The sequence below is a fragment of the Thermococcus camini genome (assembly GCF_904067545.1).
GTDB lineage: Archaea > Methanobacteriota_B > Thermococci > Thermococcales > Thermococcaceae > Thermococcus > Thermococcus camini.
The window spans coordinates 247,009-266,061 of sequence record NZ_LR881183.1 but is presented as its reverse complement, the minus strand read 5'-3'; the positions used below and the strand labels follow the sequence as shown (position 1 = coordinate 266,061).

Genomic DNA, 19,053 nt, shown 5'->3' with positions numbered 1-19,053 from the left:
GTCAGACCTCGGTGGAAGTTCTCTTCATAATAGGGATAATTCTAACAGGGATAGTTATTATAACCCCCTCCTATCTTGACGAAAACAGAAGTGCATCCCTGGTAACGTACGTCAGGAACTCCGCCACGAGTGCATGCGCATACCTCAACTCCGGGGCCATAACAAACGACAACCAGTACCGCGTTCTCAATAGGATTATCACGGCCTCAAACTACACCTCCAAATCTTTCCGCGTTGTTTCCGTCAAGTCAAGCGAAAGCGGAGATACCATAACGATAAACGTCAGGATAGAGTACTCGGGAAAGATCGACCTGAAGAATGGCGGGATTGCGTGGCGAATAAAAACCTTCATAACCCGCGACTTAGTTGCCCACAGCGACGCAAAGCTAAGCGGGGGAACCCTCTACTACGGGGACAAGAAGGTTGTTATCAAAGTAAAAGTGGTGAGAGCATGAGAAGAAGGGGTCAGATGTTCTCACTGGACGCGATGCTGTCTCTCGTAATGGTGGTAATGATCCTTGGTATGGTCAGTACAACCTCAACCGCGTTAAAGGGCGAGATAACCACGATGGTGGGCTGGTACGAGAGGAGCAACGTTGGAGACGACATTCTGGATATCCTGGTAAAAACTCCCGGGGACCCGGAGGACTGGGAGGCTGATCCCTCCACTCTCATCCATCTGGGTCTTGAAAATCCGTCCTATCCCGACACAATTGATTTCAAGAAGGTGGAGGCTCTCAACAACGCCTACCTGGACAACGACGACGCCCTCAAAGGGGCACTGATCAACCTCAGCATGGGGAGAGACTTCAGCCTCGGCCTTTTCCTTACGAAGATTGAGATCAGCGGTGATGTAACGGTCATTCCACCCAACACAGAGGGCTCCGTGGACGTAGAAGCGGAAAGCCAGGTTTCAATATCCCAGACAAACGGCTTCGCCTTTGGTAGGCCTGTGATAGCGGAGTGGATGAACCCGGAGAGGTCAGATGAAGAGGGAACCGGAAATATAGACCACGTAATAAACATAACTGCCGGGGAGAGCTTTGTGTTCAAGCTGACCAGCGACAACACCAACGTCAGGGTTATAGTACATGAACCCGGATCAGGCCAGCCCAGCAGGTACGATATACCCTCAGGGGTTGTCGTCCATATCGATGTGGATACAGGATATCTCCTAATAGGGTGGACGAAGCTGAGTGACGGAACGTACAAGATCTGGATACCATACAAACCCGGAAACCCGGTCTGGACAACGTGGTCCGGCACGATCTGGTGGGGTCAGCAGGGAGGAGTATCATCTTCGGACCTCAACATAAGGTATGTGTACGCAACCGAGGTAACCCACGCAGACTACAACATCACCCTGATTAACGGCGAGTTCGTGAACGACGCGGACGAGATAAAGGCCTCGATGGACAGGTCGCCCTGGGTGACCTACTCCGAGAGGCGCGTTCCTATAAGCAAGCTCGTGTACTCCAGCCAGTACACAGTAGCGCCTTCCAGCCTTCCAGAGGAGCTGTACGTTGGAACAATATACAATCCAATACCTGAATACATGAGCCTCAAGGTCCAGTTCGATAATCCCGGCTACATAGTAATGGTGGCCTGGCTGAGGGGCACGAACGTCTCGGGCTACTCCGTTATGGCGGCGTACCGCGGTCAATCCGACCCCATCATGAGGGCAATTATAAATCAGACCATAAACGGGAACACCATAGTGAAGTACTACTCATCTCAGAGTCCGGACTACATCATCATACCCTGGAAGGACTTCCTGACCACGATTAAACCCGGTGAGAACCTCGACGTGTACGTGTGGGTGTACAAGATGAGCAACGTTGATTCCCTAACCGTAACCGACCTCAGCGGCCTAAACACCCTGATGAAACCCCAGACGAGTCTGGCGGTATTAAGACTTCGCGTGTGGGATGAGCCATGAGGAGACGGGGTTTCGTGTTCACCCTTGACGCGGTCCTTGCCATACTTCTGGTCACTATGTTCGTGGTAAGCATGGTGCAGGTGACCAGCACATCAAGTCAGGTGTACTCGACCTACATGCGCTCCCAGAGCAAGTACCTGGCCGAGGACACCCTAACGATGCTGAGAACCGTGCCGCTGAGGGAGCTCGTGCCGCCGGAGAAGCTGGAGGAGTGGACGAGCGGTTCTGATCCAATCCTCAACACGACGCTAGTAACGCCGGACATGTCGCCGATAGACATAGTCTCAACCTACTGGGCCACGGACCCGCTCTACCCCGGCGTCGATCTCAAACACAAGGCCGAGATAATAATGGGCTATGTCCTCAACAACACCCTGAAGGGATACAACTACGAGATGATGATAAACGACTACACCAGCCCGTACCTTAAGAAGACCGGTTCCGACTCCTCAACCGCCCCGGATGTCATCCCTGCCACTCTTCTCATAAGCGGCTACGCCTACAACCAGACCCCGAGAGGCTACATGGCGAGGGCGTTTCTGACAAAGGCGGAGTACACAAGGCAGGACATCTTCGGCATACAGAGGGTTCTGGCAAGATGCCATTATGCTGATGAATACGGAAGGGCCCGGGCTAACACGCTAACGGTCCAGAGTCACTTCAGACTTCCAAACGATGCAGACATAGAAAAAGCTGACATTAGGCTTGTAGCAAGAACAGGATATCAGACATCATCCTTTGACCTAAACGGACATTCCCTGAGCACTGGTTACTATAACAACATCAAAGGATACCTGCAGGGCGGAGATAACGTTCTAACGGCCACATTTTCAACCCGTTACAGTACCAGGTACTGCTACGAGCTGGGATACGGTAGCGGTTCCTTGATGTACGTAAAATACTCCACCAACACTACAAGCTTTCAGCTCTTTGATCCGGTGAGACGTTACGGGGAACTGTACGACGTTACAAGCCACACAGGAATATACTACCTCAATGCCCTCTTTGCACCAGGAAACATCACGGGAATATCACTACATCTCGTCACAGAAGGGGTCAGAAATATCAACATCTACTACTCATACGGTTCAAACAACTATTGGATTGCATATAGGAATGTTTCTCCCACGGGAGTACAGACAGTAGATATAAGCGCACAGGAAATTGAGCAGAACCTGACCGAGTGGGGGTTCAGCCTCAACGACCTGTCCAAGACGTACTTCAAGATCGTAATCGCCCTTGACGCCGAATGGGATGCGCAACACAGGTATTTCATATACAATACCACTGGCAAGGAAAGGCGCCTCTACGGAAACGGACAGTCGTGGATACGGATAGATTACGTTCCAAGGACTGTAGTCAGCAGGTACGCGATACCTCTTTCCATATTCAAGGACTACAACCAGATAAGCTACGGTGGTACCTGTTATGGAATAAGATGCCAAAGGATGAGCTTCTCATACAACCTGCCCCCCAAGTCCATCCCCTGGTACGTTGACGTATGGACGGCCATCCAGTTCACAACCTTTACCCCCACCGCAACGACGACGCTGTCCGAAAACGGCCAGGTATTCTACGATGACTATTCCGATATCTACATGATAAGGGTCGGATACTCCCAGCTGAACGATAACATGATGGTGCCAGGCCAGTCAAACACCTACGTGGCTGAAAGCTCGGACTCATACCAGTACGGATTCAGAAATGGTGAGAGCAGGGCAATAATCAACTACTTCATAGAGGGCTATGCGGGTTACGGAGACGTCTTTCCAAAGCCCCTCCAGGGATATCCCGGCTACAATGGGTACCGGCTTACGTACTACTACTCCAAGGGAGGCGGTACGTACGAGCGCACAATACTGATAGGCGACTCCCCCTACCTTGACATAACTGTGGACGACCTCGACCCAACCAGATACGCGGTCGATGATGCCATACTTCGGCTGTTCAACAACCTCAACTTCCTGGCAGACACAGACCCCAACGGGTGGAAGAGCCAGCCCTTCGACGGCTCCCAGAACAACCCGATAGACGTTGACCTGCCGGAGAGCGTTAGGATAGACTTCGTCTCCATGGGGAACATACCTGGACTCTTTGAGCCGATATCGATAACCCTTCGCGTCTGGAGGGAAGGCGGATGAGAAGGAGAGCCTACATCATAAACTCCACGGTCATACTCCTAATCATACCCCTCATACTCCTCCTGGCTACTTATGAGGACGTATCCTCCCAAATAGTCTTCTATCAGAGCGAGAGGATGCAGGTCGAGAGGACGTACAGGGTAGTATCATACATCGAGATGGACTTCCAGAGAACCCTGGAGATATCCGGGAAGAGGGCGGTGGTAACAGTAGTCGATTACATAGCAAGCACCGGGAACTTCCTGAGCGCCTCCAGCAGCCCTGCCAACATCACCATACGGGACCTGATGCTGGTCGAAGAGGCACAGGGTGTGAGTCAGCAGTACGCGGACAAGCTGATGAAGGATCAGACAGTATTTAGATGGCTGCTCAATATCTCCTCCGAACTTGACAAGCAGGGATACACACTGGAGGTAGACGATACCGCCATTTCAGACGTGGCCGGCATGAGCCGCGAGAGTAGAAAAGAATTCCTTCGAAAGAACGTTGATATAACCGTCGCCCCCCTGGACTCGTTCAGGATAGTTGTGAAGGCCAGAATAAACAACGTCAAGATATATGACTCGGCGAATAACGTCGTTTATCAGGGCACGATTCCGAGGGACGGTTACGTGTACTCTATCGTGTCGATAGAGGAACTGGAGGACCCAATGTTCTCGGCCTTAACCGGTGGGAGGTACTTCAGATCCATAAGGCCGTGCAACTACACATATCCCGAGCTAATAGACAGACCTATAAAAGTTCTCTACGGAGATGGGGCCAGCAACGTGTACCATTACCCAGGTGTCTATTCCAAGACCACCGATCTCGGGAACATCTTCTTCGGAAACGTATACCCCGGCGATGGTGCCTCAGCATATGTCATAAAGAGCGGAACGCCCACGGATCCATCCACCCCGATGATAGTGAACACAAGCCTGACCGAAGGAGGAGATCTGGCCGATCCTTCCAGAGTCTTTAAAACCGGAGATTTGGGAGTCCTAGCATTCGATGAAACGTCGGGTAGCGGCTCAACCAACTGGTGCTCCGGCCTTGAGTACAGGCTAAACATAACCGTGACCAACAACGCGGGTGAAGACCTTGACGACTACCAGATACCGATACTGCTGAGCACCGCCAAAGGATTCTCACCCCAGTTGCTAAGAGCCATCTTCAGAAATACCCAGGCCTCAGGGGAAGACCCATACACCACAAATGCATCCATAAGGATATATGATTCAAACTGCAACCCAGTTCCATTCTGGATAGAATATTGGGATGTTCAAAATAGAAAAGCGCTAATCTGGATACGCACTTCAATACCCCGGAGAGGCTCCACTAAGTTACAGCTGTACTTTGGGAATAGCGCAGAACCAGTAAAAGGAAATGGAGAGGACGTTTTCATATTTTTTGAAGATTTTAACAGGGATACTATAGATTCCACTAAATGGACAAACACTTCCGTTGCTGGGGATAACGGGCATAATACAGGCCCGGGCACATGGACAGTAGAAAACGGGATCCTAAAGTCAGATACCTCCAACAAAGCATATGGGTTGGTCTCAATCCGAACATTCGCAGCCCCTATAATTATAGAGGCCAGAATGAGAAACAATCCCCGCGACCTCGATAACGATGTAATTGGGGTTCTATTCGCATTCCAGAAGTGGGATGAATTTTATGGGGCACTCATTGACTATGGAGACACGGGGTGGGGGGCATCAACTTCACTAGTTGCGGATTCGCTAGATTGGCAAGAGAGATTCAACGATGATACCGCCAGAACGACGCCTAAAAACGGAAACTGGCACATAGTAAAGGTCGAATTCTATCGGCCAGGATATGCCCGGTATTACTTGGACAACACACTTATAAGCGACAAACATGATGCACAAAGCTCATACAGCCAAGGAGCCGTTGGATTAGTCAGCGGTTACATGGGTGGCGGTGCGCACTTTGACTGGATCTTCGTTCGCAAATATCCATCTATAGATCCGGATATTTCATATGCCACAATAGAACAGTACTCCCAATCCCAAACTACAGTAAAGACCGTCCCGGCTAGGGCCTACGACCTCCAGCCCTTCGTGGAGTGCCTCATGGATCAGAGATACTTTGGAACTTACTCCGGATGGTCCTTCTTCGAGAGGCTGGAGAACAGCAATCGCAACCACGAAGGCTACGTACGGCTCGCGAAGAGGATGCAGGATGAGATGGGAATAAAGTATGGCAACGAGTACTACCCGATAGGCCTCGTCAGCTTCACGATACCCCACAGGGTCTACGACGAGAAGCTGTTCAATATATTCGTCAGTCTCCAAATCGCCCCGGAAGAGGGAGTGTCCAGTGCTGACTACAATTTCCTGAACCACTACTTCAAGTCGAGGGACGTTATCTCCAGTACGGGCTATCGTGTGTGGGGAATCTCCTACGAAGACCCGAACAATCCGAATCCCAATCTGCACAACCCGAGAGAGGTCCCGTTCTTCATGGACTATGGGACGGCCGTTGCCATCTTCGGAGCTGAAGGGGCAAACGACCTGCTGAAGAGGTGAAATCATGGGGCTGGAAGATTTCCTCTACCGTATTGGTGAATCGGTGTACTCAGCCGGTGCCAAGGTCAGGGGGTTTCTTTTTCCCACTTCCGGGGAAAGACCACCGAACTTCAGTCTGATGAAGAGGCTCACCAAAAAACCGCTAACCGTTCACGAGTTCCTAAGCTTAAGGCTCCAGGTGGCGTTTCTCCTTTACCTCTTTGCCAATCTGGCAATGCTACTCCTTCGGCTGAGCCCAATATGGATAGCGGCCGTTGGAGCGGCCTACGTCGTATACCTCCGGTATACCCTCCTGAAAAACAGGGACTTCTTCATAGACCCCCAACCGTACAGAACATTCTACTACGGAATCTCGGCCGTAACCCTGGCCGCGTTCCTTGGCTACACCCTCGTGAGAAGGGTCGCTACCTCGGTTTACTACTACTATGGCTACCTCCTGGTGGTCTTCGCGGCGGTGATGGCGTTCCGCTGGTACTTCAAGGAGAGATACGGGAGGGACTACACTTACGGCGTTGTTGAGGAGATCAAGGGCGACGTCGTCAGGGTCTTTGTGCACGACGATATAGCGGCGAACGTCAAGCCCGGCCACTACTGGGTCGATGCCGTTGAAGACCTCGAAGTAGGCAGGGTAGTGAAGCTCGTGGTGGAAGACAGAAAGCTCAAGGGAGCGGTTCCGGTAAGGATAATAGAGGTCTACCTCACGGATCAGTCCTCCCAGACCTCAACCGAACCAAAGGAAGAAGCCGAGTGAAGCACGAGTAGATATATCGAGTGACAGGGCTCAATGAGGTTCGTCTTGACAAATCCCTCGCCGTTCTTCTTTATCTTCAGGGGCTCGACACCGTAGCATTCAGGAAGGATTAGAACGTAGTCATCTCCCCCAACAAGACGGAAGCCAAGCCCTTCGCAGATCTTCCCCAGGAACCCCCTGAACTCCTCCCACCTATCAATCCTGGTGACGTAGTAGACCGTGTGCCCCAAGCTATCACCAAAGATAGTAAGAACTAAACTTTAAAAAGTTTTCTAATTTGCAATCCTGGAACGTAACAGGCAGGGATTTTCAAGATTGCCCGAAAGCAATGAGCGAGCTATGATGAGTAAACCCGTTGCCGATAAAAGATGAGGAGAGGACCGAATAGCTGACTAGAACTCTCCGCAGAGCCTTGCGAAGTTGCGGTATATATCCGCCCCCCTCTCCGTGTGAGCGACCTCTGGATGGAACTGAACGCCGTATATCGGCAGGCTCTCGTGTTTCATGGCCTCGACCGGGCAGGTCTCACTCCTCGCGAGGAGCTTAAAGTTAGGTGGCAACTCCTTCACCTCGTCCATGTGACTCTCCCAGACCTTGAGCCTCTTCGGAAGCCCGCGGAAGATGTCGTTTTCCTCCAGTATCTCCACCTCAACGAGGCTGTACTCGGCCTTTTCGCCCCTTCCGACCTTTCCGCCGAAGTGCCTCGCTATGAGCTGGTGACCGAGGCAGATGCCAAGGATTGGAACGTTGAACTCGTCGTAGTGCTCCAAGATAGCGGAGCAGTTGCCGGTCTTCTCGATGTCCGGACCGCCAGAGAAGATGATGCCCTTCGGCCTCATCGCCTTTATATCCTCAAGCGGCGTCGTGTTGGGGATTATCTTGGCCTCAACGCCGAGGTATTTTAAAGTCCTCCAAATCCTGTGGACGTATTGACCCCCGTTGTCCATTATAACTATCATTCATCCACCTCCAGGAGTTTGAAGAACTCACCATACTCCTCAACCAGATAGAAGGCCCTCAGACCGAGGGACTTGGCCAGGTCAGACATCTTTCTATCGTTGGTTATCAAAACCGCATCAAGGTAACGGGCAGTTGCGATGAAGTATATGTCAGACGCCTTGTGATGCGTCTGAAAGGCCACCTCCTTTAAATCCTCCATTATCAGCTCCTCGGGGACCCAGATAACAATTTCCGAGTAGTGGCCTAAAGCCCTCTCAACGGATTTTCGGTCAAAATACCTGGACAGAACGGCCGTGAACTCAACCCCGCCGAGCCTTGGAGCATAGAGTTCAATCACCCCAAGCTGGGCGTTCTCGATAACCCTTTCGGCAATTTCAGTTCGCTTGGGGTAAAAATCCGAGAACAAGTGGAAAACAACTGAAGTGTCAATGACAACCCTCATGTTTCCTCCTCCCGCAGGCGGAGCAGGTAGTCTGTTGGATCCTCCCTGAACTTCTCAGGTGTTACTTCCCGTCTCATCTCCCTTGCCAGTTTGAGGAAGTCATCGCTGTAAACCCTCACCCTGAGCCTCTGGCCCTCCTTCAGCTTGAGGGGCTTGAGGGGTCTCAGCACGCCGTTTTCGTAAATCACTTCGATAATTTCTCCCATGATCTCACCGGGTAAAATTGGAAGTGAAGGTAAATAAGCTTTCACTCGAACTCTATCGTCGCCGGCGGTTTGTTGGTGACGTCGTAAAGCACCCTTCCGACCTCGGGTATCTCACTCGTTATCCTGAAGGCTATCCTCTGGAGGACCTCGAAGGGGACGTTCATGGCATTGGCGGTCATTCCGTCGAGGCTCTCAACGACGCGAACTGCTATTGTTTCCTTGTAGGCCCTTATGTCGCCCTGGACACCAACGGTCTTAACCCCGAGCAGGACGGCGAAGGCCTGCCACGGCTTAAGTCCGGCCTTCTCGATTTCCTCCTCGACTATCGCGTTCGCCTCCCTGACTATCGCTATCCTCTTGGGTGTCACCTCACCGAGAACCCTAACTGCCAAACCGGGCCCTGGGAAGGGCATTCTGCTGTATATCTTATCAGGTAAACCGAGTTCTTTGGCTAATTCCCTTACCTCGTCCTTGTAGAGGTCTCTGAGGGGCTCGATGAGCTTGAGGTTGAGTCTCTCGGGCAGTCCTCCAACGTTGTGGTGGCTCTTGATTTTGCCCTTGCTCTCGATCCAGTCCGGGGCTATCGTTCCCTGGATTAGGGAATCAGCGTTAATTTCCCTCGCGATTTCCTCAAACACCTCGATGAAGACCCTGCCGATTATCTTCCTCTTCTCCTCGGGATCGGTGACGCCCTTAAGCTCACTGAAGAACCTCTCACCGGCATCGACGTAGTGCAGGTTAAGGCCGAACTCGTCTCGGAATGTTTTGACAACAAATTTAGGTTCGCCCTTCCTCATGAAGCCTGTGTTCACGAAAACCGCGTGGAGCTTATCGCCTATCGCTTTGTGGGCGAGTATTGCAGCCGTCGAGCTGTCAACGCCACCGCTGAGCGCTATTATTGCCCTACTATCGCCGACCGTTTCCCTAATCTCCTCAACCTTCTCCTCGATGAACCTCTCCCACATGAGCACCACCTTTTTGCCAACCATTCGGACGTCAATTTATAAACCTATCCGAGCGGGAATTAGACAGTTTCACGTCAAAATTTCGTCGAGCCTCCCTACCTCGATGGCCTGCCTAAGCTCCATCGCTATTCTCCTCCCGGTGCTGACCGGGTAGTCGTAGCGGAGCCAGCTGTAGGGAGAGCCGTGGACGAAGGGGTTTGTTCCAGCGACTATCCTGGCGGAAATCTCGAAGACGACGAACTCAAGCTCCTCGGTGAAGACCCCTTCAAGACAGAAGGGGCCCCATAGACCGCCCATGAGCTTCTCCGCCGCTTCCACAACCCTTTCACCAGCATCGATGATGTCCATCAGCAGGCTCTCCCTCAGGACGAGCGGGATGTTGCCTATCACCGTGTAGTTGGTGTTCAACTCCATCTCAAGCTGTTCCCTGGCAGGAATCCTTCCTATCGCGTCGGCGTTGGACTCGTACCTTCTGTCAATGCTCATCAGCTCCAGCTCGCGGTTGAGCTTCGAGTAGAAATAGTGGGGATAAACAGGAACGCCGAGGACATACTCCTGAATCTGAATCCCTGCCAGGTCCTCCTTGTCCCTGATGTCCAGTCTTTCTGCCTTTCTCCAGAAGTCCTCGGAGCTCTTAGCTAAAAAGTAGCCCTTTCCCCCCTTCGCCCCGTGGGGCTTGACTATGACCGGCCCGTCTATGTCGTCTGGATCCTCGTAAACCCTCGGAAGGCGAAGCTTCGCCTTCTCGAGCCACTTCCGTTCCAGCGAGCGGTCGCTCTCCCACCTGAGGACTTCTTTGTTTCCGTAGTATGGGACGCGCATCTTCTCGACCAGCTCGATTCCGAGGTGGGCGACGAAGGAGCCAGTAGGAATGACGATGGCGTTCAGCTCAAGCAGCCTCTCCTCCGGATAAGTTCCCTCAATGAAACGGTCAGCCACCGGGAAGTACTTCGTGTAGAGCGGTCTGACCCGGGCTTTTCCGAAGGCCACCGTCTCGAAGCCCTCGTCCTTGGCCCCCTTCAAAATCTGAAGGGCCGAGTGTGAAGCGTAGGTCGCTATTCTCATTCCTCCTCACCCATCAGCTTGGGCAGGGACTCATGAACCGCTTTAAGCTCCGACAAAGACTTCTTGAGAAGCTCCTTCCCGTTCCAGAGGAAGGTTACCTCGTTTCCGCCGGCCCTTCCAATGACTGCAAAGTGTTTGAAGATGGCTTTAAGTGCATCGAGGCTCCCCTCGGGGAAGGCAACGATGTAGCGCCCGTGGCTTTCGCTGAAGGCAACCTCTATTGGATTCGAGGTCCCGGCAGGGACCCTCGCGAGGTCGGCGGTGAAGCTCGCCTCCCCGGCTACGGCCATCTCCCCCAGGGCAACGGCTATTCCGCCCCTGCCAACATCGTGAACAGCCTTGACGAGACCATTCCGTATGGCCCTCAGAATCCCCTCGGCGTTGGCCCTCTCGACCTCAAGGTCTACACGGGGTGCAAAGCCGCCCTCAACCCCAAGAACCCTGTAGAGCTCTGAGCCGCCGAGTTCGGGCCTTGTGAGGCCAACGATGCCTATGAGCAGTCCGCCGCTCAGTCCCATCTCAGGGATTTCCTCAAGCTTTACCTTTCCGAGACCGGCAACGACGGGGGTCGGCTTTATCGGCCTTCCAGCGATTTCGTTGTAGAAGCTCACGTTGCCGCTCACGTAGGCCAGGCCAAAGGCCTTAGCGGCGTCTGCCAACCCCCTGACTGTTTCGATGAAGCTCCAGTATACTTCAGGCCTCTCCGGGGAGGCGAAGTTGAGGTTATCCACCAGAGCCAATGGTTCGGCTCCAACGCTGACGAGGTTCCTTACAACTTCTGCAACCGTTCCCATAGCACCGTGGTAGGGGTTCAGGTAGCTGTGATCAGGGTTTCCGTCCGATACAAACGCCAAACCGTATTCATCGTTGAGCTTGAGAACTGCTGAATCTCTCCCGGGCTTGAGAAGGGTTCTCCCCTGAACTTCGTGGTCGTACTGCTCCCAGACCCAGCGCTTGCTGAGTATGTTTTCACTGCCCCAGACGAGGTCGAAGGCCTTCTCGAAGGGAACATTGGGGATTTCAACCGGCTTCTCGGCGCTGTAGGGTTTCATCTCCCACTCTACAGTCGGAACGTCAGCTAAAAGCTCACTCGGCAGGTCGGCGACCTTCTCGCCCTTCCAGTAAACCACAAAGCGGGGCTCTTCAATCGTCTCGCCGATTACAGTCCACTCAAGCTCGTACTTGTCGAAGATTCTGCCGATTGCTTCCACGTCCTCCGGTTTTACCGCGAAGAGCATCCGCTCCTGGCTCTCGGAAATCATGACCTCGGTGACTCTCATCCCCGGCTCGCGGAGCGGGACTCTGTCGGCATGGATTATTGCCCCAAAGCCCTTCTTGCCGGCCATCTCGGAGGCGGCGCAGGTTAAACCGCCACCGCCGAGGTCTTTTAGGGCCTTCACTTTACCTGTGTAAACAGCCTCAAGGGTTGCCTCAATCAACAGCTTCTCCACAAAGGGGTCGGGAATCTGGACGGCGGAGCGGTCTTCCTCCTCCGCGTTCTCTCCGAGTTCCTCGCTCGCGAATGTAACTCCGTGAATTCCGTCCCTTCCGGTTCTGTTTCCAACGAGGATTAACTTAAGACCCGGTTCACCGACAAAGCTGTGGACGAGGTGCTCGGGTCTCATAATCCCAACGCAGGCGACGTTAACGAGCGTGTAGTTATCCAAGCTCCCATCGAACTCGGTTTCCCCGCCGACGGTCGGAACCCCTATCCTGTTGCCGTAGTCGGCTATTCCCTTCACCACGTACTCGAAGAGGTATCTGTTTCTCTCCTTCTCAAGGGGCCCAAAGCGTATCGGGTCGAGGAGCGCTATCGGCCTTGCCCCCATGCAGAGTATGTCCCTGACGATTCCACCTACTCCAGTTGCCGCTCCACCGTAGGGTTCCACAGCCGAGGGGTGGTTGTGGCTCTCGATTCCAACGACCACCCACGTTTCGTCGTCGAACTTCACTATCCCGGCGTCCTCGCCGGGGCCCAAAATCACGTGCTCGTTCTCGGTCGGAAGGAGCTTAAGCCAGGGCCTGCTCGACTTGTAGGAGGCGTGCTCGCTCCACATAACTTCGAGCATCGCCTTTTCTATTTCATTCGGCTCTCTATTCAAGCGCTCGCGGATGAGCTTCTCCTCGTGGGGGAACATCGTGAACCCTCCATTAATTGACGAATTAGTGTAAAAAAGTTTTGTTTTTAAGGTTTATTTTGACAGAAAAATGGCAAACAAAAATCACCCAGCGTTTCTTAGTGACAGCGAAGATTAGGGATTCTCTATCTTCATGACAACGAGCTCGCTTCCCCTTACCCCAACTATATCCCAGTTATGAGACCCAACCACCTTAAATGAGCCGAGCTTGAGGGTTTTATTCGCGAAGGGCAGGTAAAACGAGGTCTCATTCCCGTTATAGCTCACCAAGACGAAATCTTCGTCCAGGGAATACACCTCATCGTACCTTCCATCAATCCTCATCACTTCACCGCTGCAGTTAAAAATCGATACATGATCCTTGTAAATGGCTAAGAGGTACTTTGAGGAGACCACAAAATTAAAAGTAGGCCCAGCTTTGAACGTGTAGTTTTCAATGTGATGCACGTTGCTCGCGTTGTAAAAGTACAGACCCCCCTCCAGACTCCTGTACAATACAAGGGCAGCAAAACAACCATTAAAAACTTCCACCGTGTTTATCACCGTTATATTCTTCTCCTCATCAGAAAATCGCAGGCAGTATCTCTCGTTAATTTCCACGCTTCTAAAACCGCTCTCATTAAAGTACACGAACGCTTTGCCCTCGCTTGAGATGACATAGCCGGCCCCGTTTTCTTCAATGTGAAGCGAGAAAACCGGATACTCCTCGTAACCACACTCCACCGGAAGAGAGCCTTGCCAAAGGAGTTCGCCCCCTTTGAAGTAGTAGAGCCTCCAGGTGTAGGGTACACTGACAACTGCATATTCGCCGGCCGCCACCACCCTGGGAGTCGTACCCCTCCGATCGCTCTTGAAGGAGTATTTTTTGGTTTCACCGTTCTCGGGGAAGTAAAAGAGGACATCAACTTTGAGATCCCTGTCATCATGTTCTGCAGTAACAACAAAATCATTCCCTACGGCCACGGAACTGCCCAACTTCACCGATTTGGACCATTTATCGTTTAGTATGATGCCATTGGAGCGCTTTAGATGGACTTTGTAATTCAAATAGGTTACTAGATAATCCCCAACGTTTCCGAGTATTTTCTCGTGTCCAGTGCGATACCCCTTAACATACCCTCTTCTTATTAGGTATGTACTTCCGCCCGAACGCACAATTATACCGCCGGGAGATACCTCAACGTCATCGATCTTCGAGAAGGGATAGGCTATGAGAGTGTATCCCTCATAATGCTCCGTGTTAGGTGTAGGTGTGCTGACAGGCCACAATGCAAGTATAAGGATAGAAGGTAAAAATAAAAGCATCAAGTACTTTTTTTTCATCATACCTCACCTATGAATTTACTGCTGATGCCATATGCTGGAATAAATTTTCAGAGGTATATGTGTCTCAGAACCAGCTCCGAATTCTCTATAAGAAAATGCTGGATATGGAGTATAACCCACCATTGCATATCCAGCGCTTGTATGTACCTCCATGTTATTTCTAATTTTCTCTACCCCTCCTTCCCAATCGTTGGGATATCCTACATTGCTCCAAGTTTTTGAGTCAGGGTAATAATTAGCCTCACTCCACAGTTCAATCCAGCTGTAATTATATTCAACGTATCCCGCTATTGTAGTGCCCATACTAACCCCCACAGTTAGTCCTTCATAATACACTTTTCTGGCTTTAGCATTGATAAAGTATTTTATGTGCACCTTCTCTATCATGTATTCTTGGATTCCGTATTTCTTTTTCAGATCATTAATGACCCAGTTCTTTTCGTCTTCTGGACTATAATAACTCTGCCAGGTGTAGTCATAATGCGCCTTGTATCCATGGAGACTTTGAAACTGAGGCTTTATGTGGACGTACGTTGCCATCCCCACATATTGAGCGTCTAAGATATCAAATTTTAATTTAGTACGTGTTTGAACATATATTTTCGTGGGAGGATTGTAAATGTCATAAATCGTATCAACTTCTGTTGAACCCATGGGTTTAAGGGATTCGCCTATTTCGAGAATCTTCAAAATACGATAATCGAATCTTCTGCCTGTTTTTTGTTGATAATACTGCTTGGCTAAGGTTATTGCTTCATCTGTAGTTATCTGCTCGTGAGTTTTTCTAATTCTTTTCTCCAGCATTAAGAGAAAGTCTTCAGTGTTGATGCCATTCAACTCCATGAGCCTAAGAATTCTGTAATACTCCCTCATCTTTGGGTCAAATTGCTCTTTTTGTATCAAATCCAACTCTGTACGATCAAGGCTTACATTGGAATACCTCTGTACGTCACTTGTAGCATTCACAATACTGAACATAACCCCTAACACCAGCAATCCGAGCATTAAACATAATATCTTCTCTCCCATTACGAGATCCCCCTGGTAATCTTTCACATCTTTTGCTGTATCCAAATATATAAAGTTTTTGTTAAAAATCGTAATTTTGTTGCTCTTTAAAATAATGACGAAGTCGAACATTATCTATAGAAAATAAAAAATCTATCTCCTCGCCCACTCCACCATGCTCCTGAAGAGCTTTAATCCGTCCTCACTGCCCAAAAAGCGGTCGCTGGCTCTCTCAGGGTGGGGCATTGTTCCGAGGACGTTGCCCCTCTCGTTAGTTATAGCTGCTATGTTTGCCAAAGAGCCGTTGGGGTTTGCTTCTTCTGTGATATTTCCTCTCTCGTCGCTGTACTGGAAGACAATTCTGACCTTCGAGGGGTCGTCTACGTAGTAGTTGCCCTCCGCGTGGGCTATCGGCATCCTGATAACCTCGCCGGGCTCGTAGAGGGAAGTGAACGGCGTTTGGGTGTCCTCAACGCGGAGATGAACCCATTTGCAGAGGAACCTTGGATTTTTGTTCGGCCTCAGTGCTCCCGGAAGGAGACCTGCCTCGGTGAGGATTTGAAAGCCGTTGCATATCCCGAGAACGGGTCTCCCCTCGCGGGCGAACTCCTTAACCTCTTCCATTATCTCCTGTCTCGCCGCTATCGCTCCAGCCCTTAGGTAGTCAGCGTAGCTGAAGCCGCCAGGCAAAACCACGCCGTCGAAATCCTTGAGGCTTGTTTTATACCAGACGCGCTCGGCCTCGGCACCGGCCTTTCTTATGGCCCTCTCGGTCTCGAAGTCGCAGTTGGTTCCCGGAAACACCACCACAGCAAAGCGAACCATCTCAGCTCACCGGCTCGATGCTGTACTCCCAGCTGTGAATGAGCGGGTTAGCGAGGAGCTTTCTGCACATCTCCTCGACCTCTTGCTCTGGCTCTTCGCTCTCCAGCTCAAACTCAAAGTACTTGGGAACTCGCAGGTTTTCAACCGCGTAGCCGAGGTTCCTGAGGGCGTTTCCTATGACCCTCCCTTCCGGGTCGTTGAGGCCCTCCCTGAGGCGAACGATGACGGTAACCCTCCACTTCATCGGCACCACCTCATGTGATTACCTTCTCAAGCTCGTCAAGTTCAACCGCGCGCTTAATCTCAAGGGCGATTCTCCTTCCTGTGCTCATCGGCTTCCTCCAGAGGGCGTTGCCGTAGGGGTGACCCACCGCCATGTGGATGTTGGTTCCGCCGCCCGTTCTCGGCGCCACGTCGTAGATGTAGAAGTTTAGGTCCTTATCCACTGCCGTCTGGAGCGTGAAGGGCCCGATGATTCCGGGTGGATAGTATTCCTGCGTGGCCTTAACGTATCTCTCGGCCATATCGAAGACCTTCTCGAGAAGGGACTCCCTGAGGGTTGAAGAGGCATGGCCGGTTACGGTGTATTCCGGCTCGAACTGGTGCTCCGGCAGTGTCAGCTGCTGGGAAGCGGGAAGCCTTACGTGGCCGTCCAAACTCGTCTCGAAGCGCCAGTCTATACCGAGGAGTTCTATTTCTTCATCAATCGGGGAGTAGAAGAAGTCGAAGTTGAAAACCGGGCCGATGATGTAGCGCTCGATTCTGGCCTTGGCGAGGTCTTCCCCGGTGATTACGCCGAGCTTGATGAGCTTTTCAGCCTTCTCACGGAACTCCCTGTAGGAAGCAGCCGTGAAGAAGCCGCGCTCAAGCCTCTTCTTGGCATGGGGAAGCTTGACGATGACGAGACCGACCTCGTCAATCTCTTCTGGTTTAACGGGTTCAGGGTAAGGGAGCCCGGCCCTCTCAAGGAGCCAGTAGTAGCTCCTCTCCTCGCTCCTCTCCTCGCTCCTGAGGAGGTCCCTGCTCCCGAAGAGAGGAACTCTGAAGTCGTTCTCAACCCTGTCAATGCCCGTGTAGACCACGAAGGAGCGGTTTGGCACGAAGATGACGTTCCTCTTTACCAGCTCCCCCTGAACGTCGATGATTTGGGCGAACTTCTCTAGGATAAGAACCTCGTCAATGAAGCCCTTGGTGAGGTTGTCCTTCGTCTTCCTAAGCCTGAAGTACTCCGCATAGGTCCTGTGCCTGCCTCGCTGGGCAACCACCAGGACGGGAAGGCCTTCCTCCTTTGCTCCATCTGCTATATCCAGCGCGGAGTGGCTCCCGATTACCCCAACGGTGATTTTCTCTGGATCATAGCTTTCGAGAACGCTCAAAATCTCCTCACGGCTTATCATCTCAACCACCTCAGCAAGCGTTGGGCTCGAACTCCTTTCCAAACTCCTTCATGATGCGTATTCTCTTCTCCACGCTTCTCCGCGTCCCAACGTCCCTACGGTAGAAGAGCTCGCCCTTCACGTGGCCGATGGCGCTCTGCGCTATCCTCTCCGCTTCCTCCAGAGTTTCGGCTATTCCAACGACCGCTATGGCGCGGGAGCCGAGGAGCGTGAAGTTCTCGTCAATGGACGCGTAGTAGAGCTTCGCCCCGGTTTCGGCGATAGCTTCCTCGTCCACCTCGACCTTAACGCCTTTAACAGGGTTCATTGGATAGCCCCTCGGTGCGAGGTACTTGACGACAGTGGCTTTGTTTTCGAACTCCGCTCCTCGTAGGTTGCCGTCCACGATTCCCTCGGCTACCTCAAGCAGGCTCGTCCTGAGAAGCGGGAGGACGTTCATTGCCTCAGGGTCGCCGAAGCGGGCGTTGTATTCTATGAGAATCGGCCCGTCTTTGCTCAGCATGAACTGGCCGTAGAGGATTCCCCTGTAGGGCGTTCCGTTCTTTCTCATGGCTTCAACGGTCGCTTTCAGCGTCTCAAGGGCTTTCTCGTAGTCTTCTCTCGAAACAAAGGGAAGTAAGCTATTCGCGCAGGAGTAGCTGCCCATTCCGCCGGTTATCGGGCCTTCGTCGCTCTCGTAGGCGTGGGGGTAATCCTGCGCAAGGGGCATTGGAATGACACTCTTCCCATCGGTAAAGACTTGGAAGGTGAACTCGACACCGTCGGTTCTTTCTTCAATCAGAACCTTACCGTCCTTTTTGATCAGCTCCCCGGCGTAGGCCTTGGCCTCCTCGTTGTCCCTCAGCTGATAGCCGACCACCTTAACACCCTTTCCCCCGGTGAGACCGATAGGCTTCACAACGACCGGCCTTCCAAAGTCGTCTATCCACGAGCGCATCTCGGAAACATCGCTAAAAACCCTGAAGAGCTTCCTTCCCGGAATCTCGTTGCGCTCCATGAAGGCCCTCGCGAAGGCCTTGTCGGTTTCGAGCCTCGCCGCCTCCCTGCTCGGGCCGACCGCCGGAATCCCGTTCTCTTCGAGCAGATCAACGATGCCCCTCGCAAGTGGTGCCTCCGGACCGATGAAGGCCAGCTCAACGCCAAACTTTTCAGCGTAGTCTAAGACCTTCTCGACGTCCGTTTCCTTGGCTAAACCGTAGCCCTTCGCGAGCCTTGCCAGTCCAGGATTTCTGTGCTTCGAAACGACGTAAAGTTCCGCGTCACCCCTCACCAGGGCATTTCCAATCGCGTGCTCCCTTCCACCACCACCAACGAGCAGAACCCTCATGAACTTCACCATTTATCTGTCAAAAAATT

At 52.1% G+C, this 19,053-nt stretch carries 18 protein-coding genes; 5 read left to right on the top strand and 13 right to left on the bottom strand.

Features of this window, described 5'->3' with window-relative positions; translation table 11 throughout:
- The first annotated feature begins 11 nt into the window (after positions 1 to 11).
- Genes TIRI35C_RS01235 through TIRI35C_RS01215 form a run of 5 tightly spaced genes read left to right on the top strand, consistent with a single transcriptional unit; the run spans position 12 to position 7,365 of the window.
- The gene (locus TIRI35C_RS01235) at positions 12 to 455 is read left to right on the top strand and encodes a hypothetical protein (RefSeq protein ID WP_246454640.1); all 444 of its coding nucleotides are present in this window, start codon (positions 12 to 14) and stop codon (positions 453 to 455) included.
- Positions 452 to 1,939 (top strand): hypothetical protein, encoded by a 1,488-nt coding sequence (locus TIRI35C_RS01230; protein ID WP_246454639.1) that lies wholly within the window; start codon positions 452 to 454, stop codon positions 1,937 to 1,939. The genes TIRI35C_RS01235 and TIRI35C_RS01230 overlap by 4 nt, the downstream gene beginning before the upstream one ends.
- Positions 1,936 to 4,080 (top strand): TPM domain-containing protein, encoded by a 2,145-nt coding sequence (locus tag TIRI35C_RS01225; protein WP_188201446.1) that lies wholly within the window; start codon positions 1,936 to 1,938, stop codon positions 4,078 to 4,080. The genes TIRI35C_RS01230 and TIRI35C_RS01225 overlap by 4 nt, the downstream gene beginning before the upstream one ends.
- Positions 4,077 to 6,614, top strand: a complete 2,538-nt coding sequence (locus TIRI35C_RS01220) for a DUF2341 domain-containing protein (protein WP_188201445.1) — start codon at positions 4,077 to 4,079, stop codon at positions 6,612 to 6,614. The genes TIRI35C_RS01225 and TIRI35C_RS01220 overlap by 4 nt, the downstream gene beginning before the upstream one ends.
- 4 nt (positions 6,615 to 6,618) lie before the next feature.
- Positions 6,619 to 7,365, top strand: coding sequence for a DUF2101 family protein (locus TIRI35C_RS01215; protein ID WP_188201444.1), 747 nt, complete (start codon positions 6,619 to 6,621; stop codon positions 7,363 to 7,365).
- Here TIRI35C_RS01215 and TIRI35C_RS01210 read toward each other — a convergent pair.
- The 13 genes from TIRI35C_RS01210 to purD form a co-directional block, all read right to left on the bottom strand.
- The gene (locus tag TIRI35C_RS01210; protein ID WP_188201443.1) at positions 7,320 to 7,595 is read right to left on the bottom strand and encodes a TonB-dependent receptor; all 276 of its coding nucleotides are present in this window, start codon (positions 7,593 to 7,595) and stop codon (positions 7,320 to 7,322) included. The genes TIRI35C_RS01215 and TIRI35C_RS01210 overlap by 46 nt on opposite strands.
- 162 nt (positions 7,596 to 7,757) lie before the next feature.
- A complete protein-coding gene (locus tag TIRI35C_RS01205; RefSeq protein ID WP_188201442.1) occupies positions 7,758 to 8,324 on the bottom strand; it encodes a GMP synthase subunit A in 567 nt (188 codons plus the stop codon).
- Positions 8,321 to 8,767, bottom strand: a complete 447-nt coding sequence (locus TIRI35C_RS01200; protein ID WP_188201441.1) for a type II toxin-antitoxin system VapC family toxin — start codon at positions 8,765 to 8,767, stop codon at positions 8,321 to 8,323. Before TIRI35C_RS01200 ends, TIRI35C_RS01205 begins: the two co-directional genes overlap by 4 nt.
- Entirely contained in the window at positions 8,764 to 8,973 is a 210-nt protein-coding gene (locus TIRI35C_RS01195) for an antitoxin family protein (RefSeq protein ID WP_167893194.1), read from the bottom strand. The genes TIRI35C_RS01200 and TIRI35C_RS01195 overlap by 4 nt, the downstream gene beginning before the upstream one ends.
- A gap of 41 nt (positions 8,974 to 9,014) precedes the next feature.
- Positions 9,015 to 9,938 carry a glutamine-hydrolyzing GMP synthase gene (guaA, locus tag TIRI35C_RS01190; RefSeq protein WP_188202918.1) on the bottom strand — a complete coding sequence of 308 codons (924 nt, stop codon included), beginning with the start codon at positions 9,936 to 9,938 and terminating at the stop codon, positions 9,015 to 9,017.
- 69 nt (positions 9,939 to 10,007) lie between these two features.
- Complete coding sequence (locus tag TIRI35C_RS01185; RefSeq protein ID WP_188201440.1) at positions 10,008 to 11,003, bottom strand: formate--phosphoribosylaminoimidazolecarboxamide ligase; 996 nt, start codon at positions 11,001 to 11,003, stop codon at positions 10,008 to 10,010.
- The gene (purL, locus tag TIRI35C_RS01180) at positions 11,000 to 13,141 is read right to left on the bottom strand and encodes a phosphoribosylformylglycinamidine synthase subunit PurL (RefSeq protein ID WP_188201439.1); all 2,142 of its coding nucleotides are present in this window, start codon (positions 13,139 to 13,141) and stop codon (positions 11,000 to 11,002) included. The genes TIRI35C_RS01185 and purL overlap by 4 nt, the downstream gene beginning before the upstream one ends.
- A 114-nt stretch (positions 13,142 to 13,255) precedes the next feature.
- Complete coding sequence (locus TIRI35C_RS01175) at positions 13,256 to 14,464, bottom strand: hypothetical protein (RefSeq protein ID WP_188201438.1); 1,209 nt, start codon at positions 14,462 to 14,464, stop codon at positions 13,256 to 13,258.
- An 18-nt stretch (positions 14,465 to 14,482) separates the two neighbouring features.
- On the bottom strand, positions 14,483 to 15,607 hold the full coding sequence (locus TIRI35C_RS01170) for a hypothetical protein (RefSeq protein WP_188201437.1): 1,125 nt from the start codon (positions 15,605 to 15,607) through the stop codon (positions 14,483 to 14,485).
- Between the two features lie 21 nt (positions 15,608 to 15,628).
- Positions 15,629 to 16,300: a phosphoribosylformylglycinamidine synthase I gene (gene purQ, locus TIRI35C_RS01165; protein WP_188201436.1), complete on the bottom strand. Its 672-nt coding sequence runs from the start codon at positions 16,298 to 16,300 to the stop codon at positions 15,629 to 15,631.
- A 1-nt stretch (position 16,301) separates the two neighbouring features.
- Positions 16,302 to 16,544 carry a phosphoribosylformylglycinamidine synthase subunit PurS gene (gene purS, locus TIRI35C_RS01160; RefSeq protein WP_188201435.1) on the bottom strand — a complete coding sequence of 81 codons (243 nt, stop codon included), beginning with the start codon at positions 16,542 to 16,544 and terminating at the stop codon, positions 16,302 to 16,304.
- 10 nt (positions 16,545 to 16,554) lie between these two features.
- Positions 16,555 to 17,697 carry a formate--phosphoribosylaminoimidazolecarboxamide ligase family protein gene (locus TIRI35C_RS01155; RefSeq protein WP_188201434.1) on the bottom strand — a complete coding sequence of 381 codons (1,143 nt, stop codon included), beginning with the start codon at positions 17,695 to 17,697 and terminating at the stop codon, positions 16,555 to 16,557.
- Between the two features lie 10 nt (positions 17,698 to 17,707).
- Positions 17,708 to 19,024, bottom strand: coding sequence for a phosphoribosylamine--glycine ligase (gene purD / locus TIRI35C_RS01150; protein WP_188202917.1), 1,317 nt, complete (start codon positions 19,022 to 19,024; stop codon positions 17,708 to 17,710).
- Positions 19,025 to 19,053 lie beyond the last annotated feature (29 nt).